The sequence below is a fragment of the Escherichia sp. HH41S genome, from assembly GCF_009820115.1.
GTDB lineage: Bacteria > Pseudomonadota > Gammaproteobacteria > Enterobacterales > Enterobacteriaceae > Escherichia > Escherichia coli_F.
In genome coordinates this window covers 76,569-98,100 of record NZ_VNXE01000053.1, presented here as the reverse complement: position 1 = coordinate 98,100, position 21,532 = coordinate 76,569, and the positions used below count along the sequence as shown (strand labels likewise).

Annotated in this window: 19 protein-coding genes; 14 read left to right on the top strand and 5 right to left on the bottom strand. The window is 52.7% G+C overall.

Going from position 1 to position 21,532, the window contains the following annotated elements; translation table 11 throughout:
* The first annotated feature begins 8 nt into the window (after positions 1-8).
* On the top strand, positions 9-1,859 hold the full coding sequence (gene ilvD / locus FQZ95_RS09300; protein ID WP_001127376.1) for a dihydroxy-acid dehydratase: 1,851 nt from the start codon (positions 9-11) through the stop codon (positions 1,857-1,859).
* Positions 1,860-1,861: 2 nt separating this feature from the next.
* Positions 1,862-3,406 carry a threonine ammonia-lyase, biosynthetic gene (gene ilvA, locus FQZ95_RS09295; protein ID WP_160530125.1) on the top strand — a complete coding sequence of 515 codons (1,545 nt, stop codon included), beginning with the start codon at positions 1,862-1,864 and terminating at the stop codon, positions 3,404-3,406.
* Here the strand turns inward: ilvA and ilvY are convergent.
* On the bottom strand, positions 3,403-4,293 hold the full coding sequence (ilvY, locus tag FQZ95_RS09290; protein ID WP_064530521.1) for an HTH-type transcriptional activator IlvY: 891 nt from the start codon (positions 4,291-4,293) through the stop codon (positions 3,403-3,405). The genes ilvA and ilvY overlap by 4 nt on opposite strands.
* Before the next feature lie 149 nt (positions 4,294-4,442).
* Between ilvY and ilvC the strand changes: the two genes are divergently transcribed.
* Positions 4,443-5,918 carry a ketol-acid reductoisomerase gene (gene ilvC, locus FQZ95_RS09285; RefSeq protein WP_000024951.1) on the top strand — a complete coding sequence of 492 codons (1,476 nt, stop codon included), beginning with the start codon at positions 4,443-4,445 and terminating at the stop codon, positions 5,916-5,918.
* A gap of 45 nt (positions 5,919-5,963) precedes the next feature.
* Here the strand turns inward: ilvC and ppiC are convergent, their stop codons facing one another.
* Positions 5,964-6,245 (bottom strand): peptidylprolyl isomerase PpiC, encoded by a 282-nt coding sequence (ppiC, locus tag FQZ95_RS09280; RefSeq protein WP_001140258.1) that lies wholly within the window; start codon positions 6,243-6,245, stop codon positions 5,964-5,966.
* 151 nt (positions 6,246-6,396) lie between these two features.
* Complete coding sequence (locus FQZ95_RS09275; RefSeq protein ID WP_000996698.1) at positions 6,397-6,846, bottom strand: type II toxin-antitoxin system PemK/MazF family toxin; 450 nt, start codon at positions 6,844-6,846, stop codon at positions 6,397-6,399.
* Between the two features lie 216 nt (positions 6,847-7,062).
* On the opposite strand from FQZ95_RS09275, the gene rep reads away from it, so the two are divergent.
* Positions 7,063-9,084, top strand: a complete 2,022-nt coding sequence (gene rep, locus FQZ95_RS09270) for a DNA helicase Rep (RefSeq protein WP_001238880.1) — start codon at positions 7,063-7,065, stop codon at positions 9,082-9,084.
* A gap of 47 nt (positions 9,085-9,131) precedes the next feature.
* Here rep and gppA read toward each other — a convergent pair whose 3' ends face one another.
* Complete coding sequence (gppA, locus tag FQZ95_RS09265; protein WP_088542276.1) at positions 9,132-10,616, bottom strand: guanosine-5'-triphosphate,3'-diphosphate diphosphatase; 1,485 nt, start codon at positions 10,614-10,616, stop codon at positions 9,132-9,134.
* A gap of 135 nt (positions 10,617-10,751) precedes the next feature.
* A complete protein-coding gene (rhlB, locus tag FQZ95_RS09260) occupies positions 10,752-12,017 on the bottom strand; it encodes an ATP-dependent RNA helicase RhlB (RefSeq protein ID WP_000047508.1) in 1,266 nt (421 codons plus the stop codon).
* Between the two features lie 130 nt (positions 12,018-12,147).
* On the opposite strand from rhlB, the gene trxA reads away from it, so the two are divergent.
* From trxA to rffC, 10 genes are all read left to right on the top strand, one after another.
* Positions 12,148-12,477, top strand: a complete 330-nt coding sequence (trxA, locus tag FQZ95_RS09255) for a thioredoxin TrxA (RefSeq protein WP_001280776.1) — start codon at positions 12,148-12,150, stop codon at positions 12,475-12,477.
* Positions 12,478-12,617: 140 nt separating this feature from the next.
* A complete protein-coding gene (gene rhoL, locus FQZ95_RS09250) occupies positions 12,618-12,719 on the top strand; it encodes a rho operon leader peptide RhoL (protein ID WP_001295255.1) in 102 nt (33 codons plus the stop codon).
* A gap of 84 nt (positions 12,720-12,803) precedes the next feature.
* Complete coding sequence (rho, locus tag FQZ95_RS09245; RefSeq protein WP_001054527.1) at positions 12,804-14,063, top strand: transcription termination factor Rho; 1,260 nt, start codon at positions 12,804-12,806, stop codon at positions 14,061-14,063.
* A gap of 239 nt (positions 14,064-14,302) precedes the next feature.
* Positions 14,303-15,406, top strand: coding sequence for a UDP-N-acetylglucosamine--undecaprenyl-phosphate N-acetylglucosaminephosphotransferase (gene wecA, locus FQZ95_RS09240; protein ID WP_001050960.1), 1,104 nt, complete (start codon positions 14,303-14,305; stop codon positions 15,404-15,406).
* Between the two features lie 11 nt (positions 15,407-15,417).
* Positions 15,418-16,464 (top strand): ECA polysaccharide chain length modulation protein, encoded by a 1,047-nt coding sequence (gene wzzE, locus FQZ95_RS09235; RefSeq protein ID WP_001355381.1) that lies wholly within the window; start codon positions 15,418-15,420, stop codon positions 16,462-16,464.
* 55 nt (positions 16,465-16,519) lie between these two features.
* The gene (gene wecB, locus FQZ95_RS09230) at positions 16,520-17,650 is read left to right on the top strand and encodes a non-hydrolyzing UDP-N-acetylglucosamine 2-epimerase (RefSeq protein WP_001364316.1); all 1,131 of its coding nucleotides are present in this window, start codon (positions 16,520-16,522) and stop codon (positions 17,648-17,650) included.
* Complete coding sequence (gene wecC, locus FQZ95_RS09225; RefSeq protein ID WP_160530124.1) at positions 17,647-18,909, top strand: UDP-N-acetyl-D-mannosamine dehydrogenase; 1,263 nt, start codon at positions 17,647-17,649, stop codon at positions 18,907-18,909. Before wecB ends, wecC begins: the two co-directional genes overlap by 4 nt.
* On the top strand, positions 18,909-19,976 hold the full coding sequence (rffG, locus tag FQZ95_RS09220; RefSeq protein ID WP_160530123.1) for a dTDP-glucose 4,6-dehydratase: 1,068 nt from the start codon (positions 18,909-18,911) through the stop codon (positions 19,974-19,976). The genes wecC and rffG overlap by 1 nt, the downstream gene beginning before the upstream one ends.
* Before the next feature lie 18 nt (positions 19,977-19,994).
* The gene (rfbA, locus tag FQZ95_RS09215; protein ID WP_000676063.1) at positions 19,995-20,876 is read left to right on the top strand and encodes a glucose-1-phosphate thymidylyltransferase RfbA; all 882 of its coding nucleotides are present in this window, start codon (positions 19,995-19,997) and stop codon (positions 20,874-20,876) included.
* A complete protein-coding gene (gene rffC / locus FQZ95_RS09210) occupies positions 20,854-21,528 on the top strand; it encodes a dTDP-4-amino-4,6-dideoxy-D-galactose acyltransferase (protein WP_105277630.1) in 675 nt (224 codons plus the stop codon). Before rfbA ends, rffC begins: the two co-directional genes overlap by 23 nt.
* The last annotated feature ends 4 nt before the right edge of the window (positions 21,529-21,532 follow it).

Here is a 21,532-nt window from a genome sequence, read left to right as displayed (position 1 = left end):
AATAAAGTATGCCTAAGTACCGTTCCGCCACCACCACTCATGGTCGTAATATGGCGGGTGCTCGTGCGCTGTGGCGCGCCACCGGCATGACCGACGCCGATTTCGGTAAGCCGATTATCGCGGTTGTGAACTCGTTCACCCAATTTGTACCGGGTCACGTTCATCTGCGCGATCTCGGTAAACTGGTCGCCGAACAAATTGAAGCGGCTGGCGGCGTTGCCAAAGAGTTCAATACCATTGCGGTGGATGATGGGATCGCTATGGGCCACGGGGGGATGCTTTATTCACTGCCATCTCGCGAACTGATCGCTGATTCCGTTGAGTATATGGTCAATGCCCACTGCGCCGACGCCATGGTCTGCATCTCTAACTGCGACAAAATCACCCCGGGGATGCTGATGGCTTCCCTGCGCCTGAATATTCCGGTGATCTTTGTTTCCGGCGGCCCGATGGAGGCCGGGAAAACCAAACTGTCCGATCAGATCATCAAACTTGATCTGGTAGATGCGATGATCCAGGGCGCAGACCCGAAAGTCTCTGACTCCCAGAGCGATCAGGTTGAACGTTCCGCATGCCCAACCTGCGGTTCCTGCTCCGGGATGTTCACCGCTAACTCGATGAACTGCCTGACCGAAGCTCTGGGCCTGTCGCAGCCGGGCAACGGCTCGCTGCTGGCAACCCACGCTGACCGTAAGCAGTTGTTCCTCAATGCCGGTAAACGCATTGTTGAATTGACCAAACGTTACTACGAACAGGATGATGAAAGCGCACTGCCGCGTAACATCGCCAGTAAGGCGGCGTTTGAAAACGCCATGACGCTGGATATCGCGATGGGCGGCTCTACCAACACCGTTCTCCACCTGCTGGCGGCGGCGCAGGAAGCGGAAATCGACTTCACCATGAGTGATATCGATAAGCTCTCCCGTAAAGTCCCGCAGCTGTGTAAAGTCGCGCCGAGCACCCAGAAATACCATATGGAAGATGTTCACCGTGCTGGTGGTGTTATCGGTATTCTCGGCGAACTGGATCGCGCGGGGTTACTGAACCGTGATGTGAAAAACGTACTTGGCCTGACGTTGCCGCAAACACTGGAACAATACGACATCGTCGTGACCCAGGATGATGCGGTAAAAAATATGTTCCGCGCTGGCCCTGCGGGCATTCGTACTACACAGGCATTCTCGCAGGATTGCCGCTGGGATACGCTGGACGACGATCGCTCCAATGGCTGTATCCGCTCGCTGGAACACGCCTACAGCAAAGACGGCGGTCTGGCGGTGCTCTACGGTAATTTCGCAGAAAACGGCTGCATCGTGAAAACCGCAGGCGTCGATGACAGCATCCTAAAATTCACCGGCCCGGCGAAAGTGTACGAAAGCCAGGACGACGCGGTAGAAGCGATCCTCGGTGGCAAAGTTGTCGCGGGCGATGTGGTGGTGATCCGCTATGAAGGCCCGAAAGGCGGCCCTGGCATGCAGGAAATGCTCTACCCAACCAGCTTCCTGAAATCAATGGGGCTCGGCAAAGCCTGTGCGCTGATCACCGATGGACGCTTCTCCGGCGGCACCTCTGGTCTTTCCATCGGCCACGTCTCGCCGGAAGCGGCAAGCGGCGGCAGCATTGGCCTGATTGAAGATGGTGACCTGATCGCTATCGACATTCCGAACCGTGGCATTCAGTTACAGGTAAGCGATGCCGAACTGGCGGCCCGTCGTGAAGCGCAGGAAGCCCGTGGCGACAAAGCCTGGACGCCGAAAAACCGTGAACGTCAGGTTTCCTTTGCCCTGCGCGCCTACGCCAGCCTGGCAACCAGCGCCGACAAAGGCGCGGTGCGCGATAAATCGAAACTGGGGGGTTAATGATGGCAGACTCACAACCCCTGTCTGGTGCTCCGGAAGGCGCCGAATATTTAAGAGCGGTGCTACGTGCACCGGTTTACGAGGCGGCGCAGGTCACGCCGCTACAAAAAATGGAAAAGCTCTCGTCGCGTCTTGATAACGTGATTCTGGTGAAGCGCGAAGATCGCCAGCCGGTACACAGCTTTAAGCTGCGCGGTGCATACGCCATGATGGCGAGCCTGACGGAAGAACAAAAAGCGCATGGCGTGATCACTGCCTCGGCGGGTAATCACGCGCAGGGCGTCGCGTTTTCTTCCGCACGGTTAGGCGTGAAGGCGCTGATCGTCATGCCAACCGCCACCGCCGATATCAAAGTTGATGCGGTACGCGGCTTTGGCGGCGAAGTGTTGCTTCATGGCGCGAACTTTGACGAAGCAAAAGCGAAAGCGATCGAACTGTCACAGCAGCAGGGCTTCACCTGGGTGCCGCCGTTCGACCACCCGATGGTGATCGCCGGGCAAGGCACGCTGGCGCTGGAACTGCTCCAGCAGGATGCCCATCTTGACCGCGTGTTTGTGCCGGTCGGCGGCGGCGGTCTGGCGGCGGGTGTGGCGGTGCTGATCAAACAACTGATGCCGCAAATCAAAGTGATCGCCGTTGAAGCGGAAGACTCCGCCTGCCTGAAAGCGGCGCTGGATGCGGGTCATCCGGTTGATCTGCCGCGCGTGGGGCTATTTGCTGAAGGCGTAGCGGTAAAACGCATTGGCGACGAAACATTCCGTTTATGCCAGGAGTATCTCGACGACATCATCACCGTCGATAGTGATGCGATCTGTGCGGCGATGAAGGATTTATTCGAAGATGTGCGCGCAGTGGCGGAACCTTCCGGCGCGCTGGCGCTGGCGGGAATGAAAAAATACATCGCCCAGAACAATATTCGCGGCGAACGACTGGCGCATGTGCTTTCGGGGGCGAATGTCAATTTCCACGGCCTGCGCTACGTCTCGGAACGCTGCGAACTGGGTGAACAGCGTGAAGCGTTGCTGGCGGTGACTATCCCGGAAGAGAAGGGCAGCTTCCTGAAGTTCTGCCAGTTGCTTGGCGGGCGTTCGGTCACCGAGTTCAACTACCGCTTTGCCGATGCCAAAAACGCCTGCATCTTTGTCGGCGTGCGCTTAAGCCGCGGCCTCGAAGAGCGCAAAGAAATTTTGCAGATGCTCAACGATGGCGGCTACAGCGTGGTTGATCTCTCCGACGACGAAATGGCGAAGCTACACGTGCGCTATATGGTTGGCGGGCGTCCATCGCATCCGTTGCAGGAACGTCTCTACAGCTTCGAATTCCCGGAATCACCGGGTGCGCTGCTGCGCTTCCTCAACACGCTAGGTACCCACTGGAACATTTCGCTTTTCCATTATCGCAGCCACGGCACCGACTACGGGCGCGTACTGGCGGCGTTCGAGCTTGGCGACCATGAACCGGATTTCGAAACCCGGCTGAATGAGCTGGGCTACGATTGCCACGACGAAACCAATAACCCGGCGTTCAGGTTCTTTTTGGCGGGTTAATGGTTCGGTAAAATCTTCCAGAAAGCCTCAATCAGCGGCTCATGCAGCCGCTTTTTTTGTGCACACACGCCCAGTTCAAACGGCGTTTTCTCATCGCTACGCTCCAGAATCATCACGCGGTTACGCACCGGTTCCGGGCTGTTTTCCAGCACCACTTCTGGCAACAAGGCCACGCCGCAGCCGAGCGCCACCATCGATACCATCGCTTCATGCCCACCGACTGTGGCGTAAATCATCGGGTTACTGATTTTATTGCGTCGGAACCACAGTTCAATGCGGCGGCGTACTGGCCCTTGATCGGCCATGATGAAGGGAATCGTCGACCAGTCCGGTTGCTCTACCGAAACCTGATTACGCACCGGGCAAGGCAGCGCGGGCGCGATCAGCACCACCGCAAGGTTCTCCAGCATCGAAAATGCCACCGCACCTGGCAGAGTCTCCGGCTTCCCGGCAATCGCCAGATCCGCTTCCCCCGTCACCACTTTTTCCATCGCATCCGCCGCATCACCGGTAGTGAGTTTGATCTCCACTGACGGGTGTTCCGCGCGGAATCTGTCAAGAATCGGCGGCAGATGGCTGTAGGCAGCGGTCACCGAGCAGAAGATATGTAATTCGCCAGAGAGCGACGGTCCTTGCTGGTCGATGGTGTGGCGCAATTGCTGATACTGCAACAGTGTTTGCTGGGCGAAAACGCGCAGTTCTTCGCCCGCTTCGGTCAGCGTCACCGTACGGTTATCGCGCACAAACAGCGGCTGACCGAGATCTTCTTCCAGGCGCTGAATCTGTCGGGAAAGCGTGGATGGACTAACGTGCATCGCCCGCGCGCTGCGGCCAAAATGGCGGCTTTCCGCCAGATGCAGGAAGGTTTTCAGATCGCGTAAATCCAATGGGGCAGCCCTCAATGTTGACGTTGCAAAAATTGCAATGTGACGTTGTGAATATATCAATTTCCGCAATAAATTTCCTGTCATATAGTGAATTCAATCTCGCAAACGCGAACCGAACAATAAGAAGCACAACATCACGAGGAATCACCATGGCTAACTACTTTAATACACTGAACCTGCGCCAGCAGCTGGCACAGCTGGGCAAATGTCGCTTTATGGGCCGCGACGAATTCGCCGATGGCGCGAGCTACCTTCAGGGTAAAAAAGTGGTCATCGTCGGTTGTGGTGCGCAGGGTCTGAACCAGGGCCTGAACATGCGTGATTCTGGTCTGGATATCTCTTATGCCCTGCGTAAAGAAGCTATCGCTGAGAAGCGCGCATCCTGGCGTAAAGCGACCGAAAACGGTTTTAAAGTGGGTACTTACGAAGAGCTGATCCCGCAGGCAGATCTGGTGGTTAACCTGACGCCAGACAAACAGCACTCCGACGTGGTGCGCACCGTACAGCCACTGATGAAAGACGGCGCGGCGCTGGGTTACTCACATGGTTTCAACATCGTCGAAGTGGGCGAGCAGATCCGTAAAGACATCACCGTAGTAATGGTTGCGCCGAAATGCCCTGGCACTGAAGTGCGTGAAGAGTACAAACGTGGGTTTGGCGTACCGACGCTGATTGCCGTTCACCCGGAAAACGATCCGAAAGGCGAAGGCATGGCGATCGCTAAAGCATGGGCGGCAGCCACCGGTGGTCACCGTGCGGGCGTGCTGGAGTCGTCCTTTGTTGCGGAAGTGAAATCTGACCTGATGGGCGAGCAAACCATTCTGTGCGGTATGTTGCAGGCTGGCTCTCTGCTGTGCTTCGACAAGCTGGTGGAAGAAGGCACCGACCCGGCATATGCAGAAAAACTGATTCAGTTCGGTTGGGAAACCATCACCGAAGCCCTGAAGCAGGGCGGCATCACCCTGATGATGGACCGTCTCTCTAACCCGGCGAAACTGCGTGCTTACGCGCTGTCTGAACAACTGAAAGAGATCATGGCACCGCTGTTCCAGAAACATATGGACGACATCATCTCCGGCGAATTCTCCTCCGGCATGATGGCTGACTGGGCCAACGACGATAAGAAACTGCTGACCTGGCGTGAAGAGACTGGCAAAACCGCGTTCGAAACCGCGCCGCAGTATGAAGGCAAAATTGGCGAGCAGGAGTACTTCGATAAAGGCGTACTGATGATCGCGATGGTAAAAGCAGGCGTTGAGCTGGCATTCGAAACCATGGTTGATTCCGGCATCATCGAAGAGTCTGCTTACTATGAATCACTGCACGAACTGCCGCTGATTGCCAACACCATCGCCCGTAAGCGTCTGTACGAAATGAACGTGGTTATCTCTGATACCGCCGAGTACGGTAACTATCTGTTCTCTTACGCTTGTGTGCCGTTGCTGAAACCGTTTATGGCAGAGCTGCAACCGGGCGACCTGGGTAAAGCTATTCCGGAAGGTGCGGTAGATAACGCGCAGTTGCGTGATGTGAACGAAGCGATTCGCAGCCATGCGATTGAGCAGGTAGGTAAGAAACTGCGCGGCTATATGACGGATATGAAACGTATTGCAGTTGCGGGTTAAGTGCGATTCAGAGTTCAAGGCCTTCTCCCGGAGAAGGCCTTGCTGTTAGTTACGGTAAAGCACCTTAATGATGTGATACCCGAACTGGGTATGCAGCGGACCGGTTGGCTCCAGTACCGGACAAGAGAAAACCACTTTATCGAACGCCGGAACCATCTGGCCCTGGCGGAATTCACCTAAATCACCGCCGCGTTTCCCTGACGGGCAAATAGAGTGTTTCTTCGCCAGCTTGCCGAAATCGGCACCATTCTTAATCTGCTCGAGAAGTTCCAGAGCCAGTTTCTCTTCTTTTACAAGGATATGCAGTGCTGCTGCTGTTTTTGCCATGATCGTGCCTTGAATTAAAAATTGTCAGTCAGGGAGGGGGGACATATATGGCAAAAGCCCGGAAAATCCGGGCTTCGCAGGTCCCTCAAGGGGAGAAAACTTAGGGCCTCTATGGGCTACAGAGTCATTATCGGGGATGGTGATTTTATTGTCAATTTATGAGCGATATGGCATTGATTGACTTGATGACTGCCCTCTGTATGTCTGCAACCAACTCATGTGGCAAACATTGATTAAGATACCCCCGATAAGTCCTTGCTCTGTTTAATCGGTTTCGACTGACTTGTTGTACCAGGTCGGCTTTAGCCCAACGTATCTGCTGATCAAAGAATTGCAGGTCATTGATAACATTACTGGCTATTTCAACATGCATTCCACGATTTAACTTGTCATGGTCGCGAGTGGTTGATAATGGAACGACGATACATGCGTTGCCATTAATTTTTCCGTTGAGCACGACAACCAACCTATTTTTTATCATCTCAGGTGGAATGCGGCCATCGTAATACGTCGTGCTGAACTGTCCATTCTGGCTAACAGGATAGTTACCAAAGTTGCATTCCAGTATTTCACCAACCTTGGGGCTGAAATTAATCGCCACGAGTAAACCTCTCCTTAGTAAACTCTGAAAAAGTAATAACACAACGTTACGACCCGATATTTTCTAAGTCTAATGGATTCATGATGAACTCCGGTTTCGGCCTTCCCTCTCTGATTTAAACATCCGCAGCCATCCGGTTAGCGGTTTTCACTCGGTCACATTCAAATGCGATTCTGCTACAATCCTCCCCCCGTTCGAAGATTGAGCAATACACCTATGCGTCTAAACCCCGGCCAACAACAAGCTGTCGAATTCGTTACCGGCCCCTGCCTGGTGCTGGCGGGCGCGGGTTCCGGTAAAACTCGTGTTATCACCAATAAAATCGCCCATCTGATCCGCGGTTGCGGTTATCAGGCACGGCATATCGCGGCGGTGACCTTTACCAATAAGGCGGCGCGCGAGATGAAAGAGCGTGTCGGGCAGACGCTGGGGCGTAAAGAGGCGCGCGGGCTGATGATCTCCACCTTCCATACATTAGGGCTGGATATCATCAAACGGGAGTATGCGGCGCTTGGGATGAAAGCGAACTTTTCACTGTTTGACGATACCGATCAACTGGCGTTGCTCAAAGAACTGACTGAGGGGCTGATTGAAGATGACAAAGTTCTTCTGCAACAGCTGATTTCGACCATCTCCAATTGGAAGAACGATCTCAAAACACCGGCGCAGGCGGCGGCAGAAGCAAAGGGCGAGCGGGACCGTATTTTTGCCCATTGTTATGGGCTGTATGATTCACACCTGAAAGCGTGCAACGTTCTCGACTTCGACGATCTGATTTTATTACCGACGTTGCTGCTGCAACGCAATGAAGAAGTACGCGAGCGCTGGCAGAACAAAATTCGCTATCTGCTGGTGGATGAATATCAGGACACCAACACCAGTCAGTATGAGCTGGTGAAACTGCTGGTGGGCAGCCGCGCACGTTTTACCGTGGTAGGCGATGATGACCAGTCGATCTACTCCTGGCGCGGTGCCCGTCCGCAAAACCTGGTGCTGTTGAGCCAGGATTTCCCTGCGTTGAAGGTGATTAAACTCGAACAGAACTATCGCTCTTCCGGGCGTATTCTGAAAGCGGCGAACATCCTTATCGCCAATAACCCGCACGTCTTTGAAAAGCGTCTTTTTTCTGAACTGGGTTACGGCACAGAGCTAAAAGTTTTAAGCGCGAATAACGAGGAACATGAGGCCGAGCGCGTCACCGGTGAATTGATCGCCCATCACTTCGTCAATAAAACGCAGTACAAAGATTACGCCATTCTTTATCGTGGTAACCATCAGTCGCGGGTGTTTGAAAAATTCCTGATGCAAAACCGCATCCCGTACAAAATTTCCGGTGGCACGTCGTTTTTCTCCCGTCCTGAAATCAAGGATTTGCTGGCTTATCTGCGCGTGCTGACTAACCCGGACGATGACAGCGCATTTCTGCGTATCGTTAACACGCCGAAACGAGAGATTGGCCCGGCGACGCTGAAAAAGCTGGGCGAGTGGGCGATGACGCGCAATAAAAGTATGTTTACCGCCAGTTTTGATATGGGCCTGAGTCAGACGCTTAGTGGACGTGGTTATGAAGCATTGACCCGCTTCACTCACTGGCTAGCGGAAATCCAGCGCCTGGCGGAGCGGGAACCGATTGCCGCAGTACGCGATCTGATCCACGGCATGGATTATGAATCCTGGCTGTATGAAACATCGCCCAGCCCGAAAGCTGCCGAAATGCGCATGAAGAACGTCAACCAACTGTTTAGCTGGATGACGGAGATGCTGGAAGGCAGTGAACTGGATGAGCCGATGACGCTCACTCAGGTGGTGACGCGCTTTACTCTGCGAGACATGATGGAGCGCGGCGAGAGCGAGGAAGAGCTGGATCAGGTACAACTGATGACTCTGCACGCGTCAAAAGGGCTGGAGTTTCCTTATGTCTACATGGTCGGTATGGAAGAAGGATTTTTGCCTCACCAGAGCAGCATCGATGAAGACAATATTGATGAGGAGCGTCGGCTGGCCTATGTTGGCATCACCCGCGCCCAGAAGGAATTGACCTTTACGCTGTGTAAAGAACGCCGTCAGTACGGCGAACTTGTGCGCCCGGAGCCGAGTCGCTTCCTGCTGGAGCTGCCGCAGGATGATTTGGTTTGGGAACAGGAGCGCAAAGTTGTCAGCGCCGAAGAACGAATGCAGAAAGGCCAAAACCATCTGGCAAATCTGAAGGCGATGATGGCAGCAAAACGAGGGAAATAATCAAGGCCGGGTAAGATGCGCGAGCATCGCACCCAGCATATTACTCTTTAATGCACTTCCAACGGCCAGTGAACATAGCTTTGCCACTGGCTTTCCTGATCAATAATCTCTTTACCCAGCGGATGTTGGGTTAGCCAACCTTGCGGAAGCGTCAAGGTCAACAGTTCATGGTTGGCCTTTAATGTCATCTCTGGCACGAGATCGTCACGGCGACGGCTGGCAAAAATGATGGCCAGGCGTAGTAAACGGCAGAGTTGTTCTGCGACGCGTGGCGGTACGGCATTTTGTTGATGCAACGAGGAGAGATCTATTGGGTTCGTCTGGTTGAGTAGTAGCGTCGCCAGTAATTTTTTCTGTGCAGGCGTAAAACCGGGAAGATCCAGATTACGCACCAGATAAGCAGCATGTTGCGGCGCTTGTTTGAAATCAACGCTCAGACCGATTTCATGAAGCTGACAGGCGCTGATGAGCAAATCACGGCTAATCGCTTCAAGATGCCATTCGTTTTCCACCTGATCGAAGAAATTAGCCGCAACTTTGGCTACTCGCTGAGCCTGATCAATATCGATCATAAAGCGGCGTTGAATATTACGCAGCGTACGGCTGCGAATATCCTGCTCGACGGCCAGATGCAACATGCCGTAGACCAGGCCTTCACGCAGTGCACCGCCAGCCAGGGTCATACACTGAATATTCAGTTCGGTAAAAATGGCTATCAGGATCGCCAGACCACTCGGGAATACTAACGCGCGTTCCAGCGTCAACCCTTCGATTTCCAGCTCTTCCAGCCTGCCACAGTGAATAGCGCGCTGCTTCAGTTGCTGCAATTTCGCCAGGGTAATGCGTTCATCCATTCCCTGCGCCATCATGATTTCCTGCAAAGCCTGCACGGTGCCGGAAGCACCAACACATACTTTCCAGCCGTGATAGCGCAATTCATCGGCAACCGGGCGTAGCACTTCGCGCGCGGCTTGTTCGGCAGCGACAAAGTTTTCTTGCCCCAGATTACGATCGGCAAAATAGCGCTCAAGCCAGGTGACGCAGCCCATCGACAGGCTGAACAACGAGGTGGTTTGTGCGCCAGTACCGGTTACCAGTTCAGTACTGGCACCGCCGATATCCACCACCAGGCGCTGATCGGCACCGCCAGTGGTGTGAGCAACACCCTGATAAATCAGGCGGGCTTCTTCTTCACCGCTGATCACTTGTACCGGACAACCGAGGATTTCCTGCGCTTTGGCAATAAAATCACCGGCATTGACGGCAAGGCGTAACGTCGCCGTAGCGACAACGCGAATTTGTGAGGGAGGGATATCTTGCAGACGTTCAGCAAACAGGCGCAAACATTGCCAACCGCGCTCCATTGCTTCATTAGACAGGGCATTTTCGCTGTTCAGGCCAGCAGCCAGACGCACTTTGCGTTTAATTCGCGTCAGCGTCTGGATGCTTCCAGCCACCTCGCGCACAACCAGCATATGAAAACTATTCGAACCGAGATCAATGGCTGCATATAATGACGAGGTGGAACCCATACTCTTCATCCTTCATTCTGTCTCTGCGTTGGCTGCGTTCTTTCACCCGAATCACTTACTACAGTAAGTTCATTGGGATTAACTCTCTTGCCATCTTGATACAGTTTGAATGATTTTGAGTATGACATTTTTTATTTAACCTGAACGACGACGATTACGCGGAGCGCCAGTACGACGCGGACCATTACCTGTACGCGGGCGTGTGAGGCGCAGCGGTTTTGGCAGATCGGTCATCAATGCGTCCGGATTGTATTTGCTTACCGGAATTGAGTGACCAATATAGGTCTCAATAGCAGGCAAATTCAATGCATACTCTTCACAGGCCAGGCTGATAGAGTGACCGCTTGCTCCTGCGCGACCTGTACGACCAATACGGTGAACGTAATCTTCACAGTCATCGGGTAAATCGTAGTTAAAGACGTGCGTCACTGCCGGAATATGCAAACCACGCGCGGCAACGTCGGTGGCAACCAGAATATCCAGATCGCCACGGGTAAATTCATCAAGAATACGCAGACGTTTTTTCTGCGCGACATCGCCTGTCAACAAACCGACACGATGACCATCTGCCGCCAGGTGGCCCCAGATCTCTTCACAACGATGTTTGGTGTTGGCGAAAATAATCGCTCGGTCTGGCCATTCTTCTTCAATCAGCGTTTGCAGCAAACGCATTTTTTCTTCGTTAGAAGGGTAGAAAAGCTCTTCTTTTATACGGTGGCCCGTTTTCTGTTCCGGTTCCACTTCAATATATTCGGCATTGTTCATCTGCTCGAATGCCAGTTCGCGTACCCGGTACGAAAGCGTGGCGGAGAACAGCATGTTGAGGCGCTGGTTTGCAGGCGGCATACGGCGGAACAGCCAGCGGATATCTTTAATAAAGCCCAGATCGTACATGCGATCGGCTTCGTCCAGTACCACCACCTGAATGGCACCGAGGTTAATGTGGTTCTGCTTGGCGTAGTCAATTAAACGACCCGTGGTGCCAATCAGTATGTCAACGCCGCTTTCCAGCACTTTCAGCTGTTTGTCGTAGCCATCACCACCGTAAGCCAGACCCAGCTTCAGGCCGGTAGCTTGCGCCAGTGGCTCCGCATCGGCGTGGATCTGCACGGCAAGTTCACGCGTCGGTGCCATAATTAAGGCACGCGGCTGATTCACCTTGCGATCGGCAATCGCGGGATGAGAGAGAAGATAATGAAACGTTGACGTAAGAAACGCCATCGTTTTCCCGGTACCGGTTTGCGCCTGCCCGGCTACGTCACGACCCGCCAGCGTCAGCGGAAGGGCCAGTGCCTGAATGGGCGTACAGTTATGAAACCCTTTTTTTTCAAGGGCTTCTACAACCTTCGGATGCAGGGCGAAGTCGGAAAACTTCTGTTCTGTTAAATGTGTTTTGCTCATAGTGTGGTAGAATATCAGCTTACTATTGCTTTACGAAAGCGTATCCGGTGAAATAAAGTCAACCTTTAGTTGGTTAATGTTACACCAACAACGAAACCAACACGCCAGGCTTATTCCTGTGGAGTTATATATGAGCGATAAAATTATTCACCTGACTGACGACAGTTTTGACACGGATGTACTCAAAGCGGACGGGGCGATCCTCGTTGATTTCTGGGCAGAGTGGTGCGGTCCGTGCAAAATGATCGCCCCGATTCTGGATGAAATCGCTGACGAATATCAGGGCAAACTGACCGTTGCAAAACTGAACATCGATCAAAACCCTGGCACTGCGCCGAAATATGGCATCCGTGGTATCCCGACTCTGCTGCTGTTCAAAAACGGTGAAGTGGCGGCAACCAAAGTGGGCGCACTGTCTAAAGGTCAGTTGAAAGAGTTCCTCGACGCTAACCTGGCGTAAGGGAATTTCATGTTCGGGTGCCCCGTCGCTAAAAACTGGACGCCCGGCGTGAGTCATGCTAACTTAGTGTTGACTTCGTATTAAACATACCTTATTAAGTTTGAATCTTGTAATTTCCAACGCTTCCCGTTTTATCTTAAATGCGAAGTGAACAGATTTCTGGCTCGTCACTCAATCCGTCTTGTCGTTTCAGTTCTGCGTACTCTCCTGTGACCAGGCAGCGAAAAGACATGAGTCGATGACCGTAAACAGGCATGGATGATCCTGCCATACCATTCACAACATTAAGTTCGAGATTTACCCCAAGTTTAAGAACTCACACCACTATGAATCTTACCGAATTAAAGAATACGCCGGTTTCTGAGCTGATCACTCTCGGCGAAAATATGGGGCTGGAAAACCTGGCTCGTATGCGTAAGCAGGACATTATTTTTGCCATCCTGAAGCAGCACGCAAAGAGTGGCGAAGATATCTTTGGTGATGGCGTACTGGAGATATTGCAGGATGGATTTGGTTTCCTCCGTTCCGCAGACAGCTCCTACCTCGCCGGTCCTGATGACATCTACGTTTCTCCTAGCCAAATCCGCCGTTTCAACCTCCGCACTGGTGATACCATCTCTGGTAAGATTCGCCCGCCGAAAGAAGGTGAACGCTATTTTGCGCTGCTGAAAGTTAACGAAGTTAACTTCGACAAACCTGAAAACGCCCGCAACAAAATCCTCTTTGAGAACTTAACCCCGCTGCACGCAAACTCTCGTCTGCGCATGGAACGTGGTAACGGTTCTACTGAAGATTTAACCGCTCGCGTACTGGATCTGGCATCACCTATCGGTCGTGGTCAGCGTGGTCTGATTGTGGCACCGCCGAAAGCTGGTAAAACCATGCTGCTGCAGAACATTGCCCAGAGCATTGCTTACAACCACCCGGATTGTGTGCTGATGGTTCTGCTGATTGACGAACGTCCGGAAGAAGTCACCGAGATGCAGCGTCTGGTAAAAGGTGAAGTTGTTGCTTCCACCTTTGACGAACCCGCATCTCGCCACGTTCAGGTTGCGGAAATGGTGATCGAGAAGGCGAAACGCCTGGTTGAGCACAAGAAAGACGTTATCATTCTGCTCGACTCCATCACTCGTTTGGCGCGTGCTTACAACACCGTTGTTCCGGCGTCAGGTAAAGTGCTGACCGGTGGTGTGGATGCCAACGCCCTGCATCGCCCGAAACGCTTCTTCGGTGCGGCGCGTAATGTGGAAGAGGGCGGCAGCCTGACCATCATCGCTACCGCGCTTATCGATACCGGTTCCAAGATGGACGAAGTTATCTACGAAGAGTTTAAAGGTACAGGCAACATGGAACTGCACCTCTCTCGTAAGATCGCTGAAAAACGCGTCTTCCCGGCAATCGACTACAACCGTTCCGGTACCCGTAAAGAAGAGCTGCTCACTACTCAGGAAGAGCTGCAGAAAATGTGGATCCTGCGCAAAATCATTCACCCGATGGGCGAAATCGATGCCATGGAGTTCCTCATTAATAAACTGGCGATGACCAAGACCAATGACGATTTCTTCGAAATGATGAAGCGCTCATAAATTTGTCTTATGCCAAAAACGCCACGTGTTTACGTGGCGTTTTGCTTTTATATCTGTAATCTTATTGCCGCACTGGCAATGTTAGGAAAATTCCTGGGTTTTGCTCGTGTGTTATGCAATTTGCATATCGAATGATTAATTTTTGCACAGGACTGGTGGGTTCGGAACGGACTTTCCCTTCTGAATAAAGGTCTTCGTGGTTATACTTCTGCTAATAATTTTCTCTGAGAGCATGCATTGTGAATTTACTGACAGTGAGTACTGATCTCATCAGTATTTTTTTATTCACGACACTGTTTCTGTTTTTTGCCCGAAAGGTAGCAAAAAAAGTCGGTTTAGTGGATAAACCTAACTTCCGCAAACGTCACCAGGGATTGATACCTCTCGTTGGGGGTATTTCGGTTTACGCAGGGATTTGCTTCACGTTCGGAATTGTCGATTATTATATTCCGCATGCATCTCTCTATCTCGCTTGTGCCGGTGTGCTTGTGTTCATCGGTGCGCTGGATGACCGTTTTGATATCAGCGTAAAAATCCGTGCCACCATACAGGCCGCTGTTGGCATTGTTATGATGGTGTTCGGCAAACTTTATCTCAGTAGCCTGGGTTATATCTTTGGCTCCTGGGAGATGGTGCTCGGACCGTTTGGCTACTTCCTGACGCTATTTGCCGTCTGGGCGGCAATTAATGCTTTCAACATGGTTGATGGCATTGATGGCTTGCTGGGCGGGTTGTCCTGCGTCTCGTTTGCAGCAATCGGTATGATTTTGTGGTTCGACGGGCAAACCAGCCTCGCTATCTGGTGCTTTGCGATGATCGCCGCCATCCTGCCCTATATCATGCTCAACCTTGGTATCCTGGGTCGCCGCTACAAAGTCTTTATGGGTGATGCGGGCAGTACGCTGATTGGTTTTACCGTTATCTGGATCCTGCTCGAAACGACCCAGGGCAAAACCCATCCCATCAGCCCGGTTACCGCTTTGTGGATCATCGCCATTCCGCTAATGGATATGGTGGCGATTATGTACCGTCGCCTGCGTAAAGGCATGAGCCCATTCTCTCCTGACCGTCAGCATATTCACCATTTGATCATGCGTGCCGGGTTTACTTCCCGCCAGGCGTTTGTGCTGATTACCCTTGCCGCAGCACTGCTCGCTTCAATTGGCGTGCTGGCAGAATACTCTCATTTTGTCCCGGAATGGGTCATGCTGGTGCTCTTTTTGCTAGCATTCTTCCTCTATGGATATTGCATTAAGCGTGCCTGGAAAGTTGCTCGCTTTATTAAGCGCGTAAAACGCAGACTGCGTAGAAATCGTGGTGGCAGCCCCAATTTAACCAAATAAATGAGGATGTGATGACACAACCAATGCCTGGGAAACCGGCCGAAGACGCTGAAAATGAACTGGATATTCGTGGGTTGTTTCGTACCTTGTGGGCTGGGAAGCTGTGGATTATTGGCATGGGGCTGGCGTTTGCGTTAATCGCGCTGGCGTATACTTTTTTTGCTCGTCAGGAGTGGAGCTCGACGGCGATTACCGATCGTCCAACAGTGAATATGCTGGGAGGATACTACTCGCAGCAGCAATTTTTGCGTAACCTGGACGTCCGTTCGAACATGGCTTCTGCCGACCAACCATCGGTCATGGATGAAGCCTATAAAGAGTTTGTTATGCAACTGGCCTCGTGGGATACCCGCCGCGATTTCTGGTTGCAGACAGACTATTACAAACAGCGGATGGTCGGGAACAGCAAAGCCGATGCGGCGTTGCTGGATGAAATGATTAACAACATCGTGTTTATTCCCGGTGACTTCACGCGTGCGGTCAATGATAGCGTTAAGCTGATTGCCGAAACCGCGCCTGACGCTAATAACCTGTTACGTCAGTATGTTGCGTTTGCCAGCCAACGAGCAGCCAGCCATCTGAATGATGAGCTGAAAGGCGCATGGGCGGCGCGTACCATCCAGATGAAAGCTCAGGTGAAGCGTCAGGAAGAAGTGGCGAAAGCCATCTACGACCGCCGGATGAACAGCATTGAACAGGCGCTGAAAATTGCTGAGCAGCATAATATTTCGCGCAGTGCGACAGATGTACCTGCCGAGGAACTACCTGATTCAGAAATGTTCCTGCTTGGGCGCCCAATGCTCCAGGCGCGACTGGAAAATTTACAGGCCGTCGGTCCGGCCTTTGATCTCGACTATGATCAGAATCGGGCCATGTTAAACACCCTGAATGTTGGTCCAACCCTGGATCCGCGTTTTCAGACCTATCGCTATTTGCGTACGCCGGAAGAACCGGTAAAACGCGATAGCCCACGTCGTGCCTTCCTGATGATTATGTGGGGCATTGTCGGGGGGCTGATCGGGGCTGGTGTCGCATTAACCCGCCGTTGCTCGAAATAGCAACACTGCTGCGGTGAGCGCAAAGGCGCTCGCCGCTTATTCGAAGAGAATCGATGTGAAAGTACTGACTGTATTTGGTACGCGCCCGGAAGCCATCAAGATGGCGCCGTTGGTGCATGCGTTGGCAAAAGATCCTTTTTTTGAGGCTAAAGTTTGCGTCACTGCGCAGCATCGGGAGATGCTCGATCAGGTGCTGAAACTCTTTTCCATTGTACCTGACTACGATCTCAACATAATGCAGCCAGGACAGGGTCTGACAGAGATAACCTGTCGGATTCTGGAAGGGCTAAAACCTATTCTTGCCGAGTTCAAACCAGACGTCGTGCTGGTTCACGGCGATACGACGACGACGCTGGCAACCAGTCTGGCGGCGTTTTATCAGCGTATTCCTGTTGGTCACGTTGAGGCTGGTCTGCGCACGGGCGATCTCTATTCGCCGTGGCCGGAAGAGGCAAATCGTACATTGACCGGGCATCTGGCGATGTATCACTTCTCTCCAACCGAAACGTCCCGGCAAAACTTGCTGCGTGAAAACGTTGCTGACAGCCGAATCTTCATTACCGGTAATACAGTCATTGATGCACTGTTATGGGTGCGTGACCAGGTGATGAGCAGCGACACGCTGCGTTCAGAGCTGGCGGCAAATTACCCGTTTATCGACCCCGATAAAAAGATGATTCTGGTGACCGGTCACAGACGTGAGAGTTTTGGTCGTGGCTTTGAAGAAATCTGCCATGCGCTGGCAGACATTGCCACCACTCACCAGGACATTCAGATTGTCTATCCGGTGCATCTCAACCCGAATGTCAGAGAGCCGGTCAATCGCATTCTGGGGCACGTGAAAAATGTCATTCTGATCGATCCCCAGGAGTATTTACCGTTTGTCTGGCTGATGAACCACGCCTGGCTGATTTTGACCGATTCAGGTGGCATTCAGGAGGAAGCGCCTTCGCTGGGGAAACCAGTGCTGGTGATGCGTGAAACCACTGAACGTCCGGAAGCAGTGAAGGCGGGTACGGTGCGTCTGGTCGGCACGGATAAGCAGCGAATCGTCGAGGAAGTGACGCGTCTTTTAAAAGACGAAAACGAATATCAAACCATGAGCCGCGCCCATAACCCGTATGGTGATGGTCAGGCATGCTCTCGCATTCTGGAAGCGTTAAAAAATAATCGGATATCACTATGAGTTTTGCGACCATTTCTGTCATTGGACTGGGTTACATTGGACTGCCAACGGCGGCAGCGTTTGCCTCCCGGCAAAAACAGGTGATTGGTGTTGATATCAACCAACACGCGGTTGATACCATCAATCGTGGCGAAATCCATATCGTCGAGCCTGATTTGGCGAGCGTAGTAAAAACTGCCGTAGAAGGCGGTTTTTTACGAGCGAGCACGACGCCGGTTGAAGCGGATGCCTGGCTGATTGCTGTACCCACGCCGTTTAAAGGCGATCATGAGCCTGATATGGCTTACGTTGAATCGGCTGCTCGCTCCATTGCGCCAGTGCTGAAAAAAGGCGCGCTGGTGATCCTTGAATCCACCTCGCCGGTGGGGTCAACCGAGAAGATGGCAGAATGGTTAGCAGAGATGCGTCCGGACCTGACTTTCCCACAGCAGGTGGGCGAGCAGGCGGACGTCAACATTGCTTACTGCCCGGAACGCGTGTTACCGGGCCAGGTTATGGTCGAGCTGATTAAAAACGATCGCGTGATTGGTGGTATGACGCCGGTTTGTTCGGCCCGTGCCAGCGAACTGTACAAAATTTTCCTCGAAGGTGAGTGTGTCGTCACTAACTCGCGAACGGCGGAAATGTGTAAGCTCACCGAAAACAGCTTCCGCGATGTGAATATCGCTTTTGCTAATGAATTGTCGCTGATTTGTGCCGATCAGGGGATTAACGTCTGGGAACTGATTCGCCTGGCGAATCGCCACCCACGCGTCAATATTCTTCAGCCTGGCCCAGGCGTGGGCGGCCACTGCATCGCTGTTGATCCGTGGTTTATCGTGGCACAGAATCCGCAGCAGGCGCGGCTTATCCGTACCGCGCGTGAAGTGAACGATCACAAACCGTTCTGGGTGATTGATCAGGTCAAAGCGGCGGTTGCCGACTGCCTGGCCGCTACCGATAAACGCGCCAGTGAGCTGAAAATTGCCTGCTTTGGTCTGGCGTTTAAACCGAATATTGATGACCTGCGCGAAAGTCCGGCGATGGAAATCGCTGAATTGATCGCTCAGTGGCACAGCGGCGAAACGCTGGTTGTTGAGCCTAACATTCACCAGTTGCCGAACAAACTGAATGGGCTTTGTACTCTGGCGCAGCTTGACGAGGCGCTGGCAATGGCAGATGTGCTGGTGATGTTGGTCGATCATAGTCAGTTCAAAGTTATCAATGGCGACAACGTCCATCAGCAGTATGTCGTCGATGCCAAAGGAGTCTGGCGCTAATGAGAAAGATTCTGATAACAGGCGGTGCCGGGTTTATTGGCTCGGCGCTGGTGCGTTATATCATCAACGAGACGAACGATGCGGTGGTGGTGGTCGATAAGCTGACCTACGCCGGAAACCTGATGTCGCTGGCACCGGTTGCGCAAAGCGATCGCTTTGCCTTTGAGAAAGTTGATATCTGCGATCGGGCAGAACTGGCGCGTGTTTTCACAGAACATCAGCCAGACTGCGTCATGCATCTGGCAGCTGAAAGCCATGTTGACCGTTCTATTGACGGCCCGGCAGCGTTTATCGAAACCAACATTGTCGGGACTTATACACTGCTTGAAGCGGCGCGGGCTTACTGGAATACGCTGGCAGAAGACAAAAAATCGGCGTTCCGTTTTCATCATATCTCCACCGACGAAGTATACGGTGACCTGCATTCCACAGATGATTTCTTCACCGAAACCACGCCGTATTCGCCGAGCAGCCCTTATTCTGCTTCAAAAGCAAGCAGCGACCATCTGGTGCGCGCCTGGTTGCGGACCTACGGCCTGCCGACGTTAATCACCAACTGCTCTAATAACTACGGTCCTTACCACTTTCCGGAAAAACTGATCCCGCTGATGATCCTCAACGCGCTGGCGGGTAAACCGCTGCCGGTATATGGCAACGGGCAGCAAATCCGTGACTGGTTATATGTTGAAGATCATGCCCGCGCGCTGTATTGCGTGGTGACCACCGGGAAAGTCGGTGAAACCTATAATATTGGTGGTCACAACGAGCGTAAGAATCTCGAGGTTGTGGAAACCATCTGCGAGCTGCTGGAAGAACTGGCCCCGAATAAACCGTACGGTGTGGCGCACTATCGCGATCTGATTACCTTTGTCGCTGACCGTCCAGGGCATGACCTACGCTATGCCATTGATGCTTCGAAAATTGCCCGTGAACTTGGCTGGCTGCCGCAGGAAACCTTTGAAAGTGGAATGCGTAAAACAGTGCAGTGGTATCTGGCTAATGAAAGCTGGTGGAAGCAGGTGCAGGACGGCAGCTATCAGGGTGAGCGTTTAGGTCTGAACGGCTAATTCTCAGCGGAGGCAAACATGAAAGGTATTATCCTGGCGGGCGGTTCCGGCACCCGATTGCATCCGATTACGCGCGGCGTATCGAAGCAATTGTTGCCGATTTACGATAAGCCAATGATTTACTATCCGCTGTCGGTGCTGATGCTGGCCGGTATCCGCGAAATTCTCATCATCACCACGCCGGAAGATAAAGGTTATTTCCAGCGCCTGCTGGGCGATGGTAGTGAGTTCGGTATCCAGCTGGAATATGCCGAACAGCCCAGCCCGGACGGTCTTGCGCAGGCATTTATCATCGGTGAAACCTTCCTTAATGGTGAACCATCTTGTCTGGTGCTGGGCGATAACATCTTCTTCGGCCAGGGCTTCAGTCCGAAGCTGCGTCATGTTGCGGCGCGCACGCAAGGGGCGACGGTATTTGGCTATCAGGTAATGGATCCAGAACGCTTTGGCGTCGTGGAGTTTGACGACAATTTCCGCGCTATCTCTCTGGAAGAAAAGCCAAAACAGCCAAAATCAAACTGGGCGGTGACCGGGCTTTATTTCTACGACAGTAAAGTTGTGGAGTACGCAAAGCAGGTGAAGCCGTCGGAGCGTGGTGAACTGGAGATTACCTCCATCAACCAGATGTACCTCGAGGCAGGCAACCTGACCGTTGAACTGCTCGGGCGCGGATTTGCCTGGTTGGACACCGGCACACACGACAGCCTGATTGAAGCCAGTACCTTTGTACAGACGGTGGAAAAACGCCAGGGCTTTAAGATTGCCTGCCTGGAAGAGATTGCCTGGCGTAACGGCTGGCTCGATGACGAAGGTGTGAAGCGTGCTGCCAGTTCATTAGCGAAAACTGGCTACGGCCAATATCTGCTGGAGTTACTCCGTGCCCGTCCGCGCCAGTATTGAACCACTAGCCTGGGAAAATGCCTTCTTTGGCGTTAACAGCGCTATCGTGCATCTCACTCCTGATGCGCCACTCCTGACGCCAGACGCTTTAGCGACGTGGTCACGAGTACAGGCCAAAATTACTGCATCAAATACTGTTGAGCTGGATGCCTTGCAACAGCTGGGATTCTGCCTGGTTGAAGGTGAAGTTGATTTGGCGCTACCCGTGAACAATGTCAGTGATAGCGGCGCAGAAGTGGCACAAGAGACAGATATTCCCGCATTACGTCAGTTAGCCAGCGCCGCATTTGCGCAAAGCCGTTTTCGTGCGCCATGGTATGCGCCTGACGCCAGCGGTCGCTTTTATGCGCAGTGGATTGAAAATGCCGTGCGCGGCACCTTTGATCATCAATGTCTGATTTTACGTGCGGCGTCCGGCGATATTCGCGGCTATGTCTCTTTACGGGAACTCAATGCGACAGATGCACGAATTGGCCTGCTGGCTGGACGCGGTGCAGGTGCTGAGCTGATGCAAACGGCGCTAAACTGGGCGTATGCTCGCGGTAAAACAACTTTGCGGGTGGCGACCCAAATGGGCAACACCGCCGCGCTTAAACGATACATACAAAGTGGTGCGAATGTAGAAAGCACCGCGTACTGGTTATACAGGTGATCAC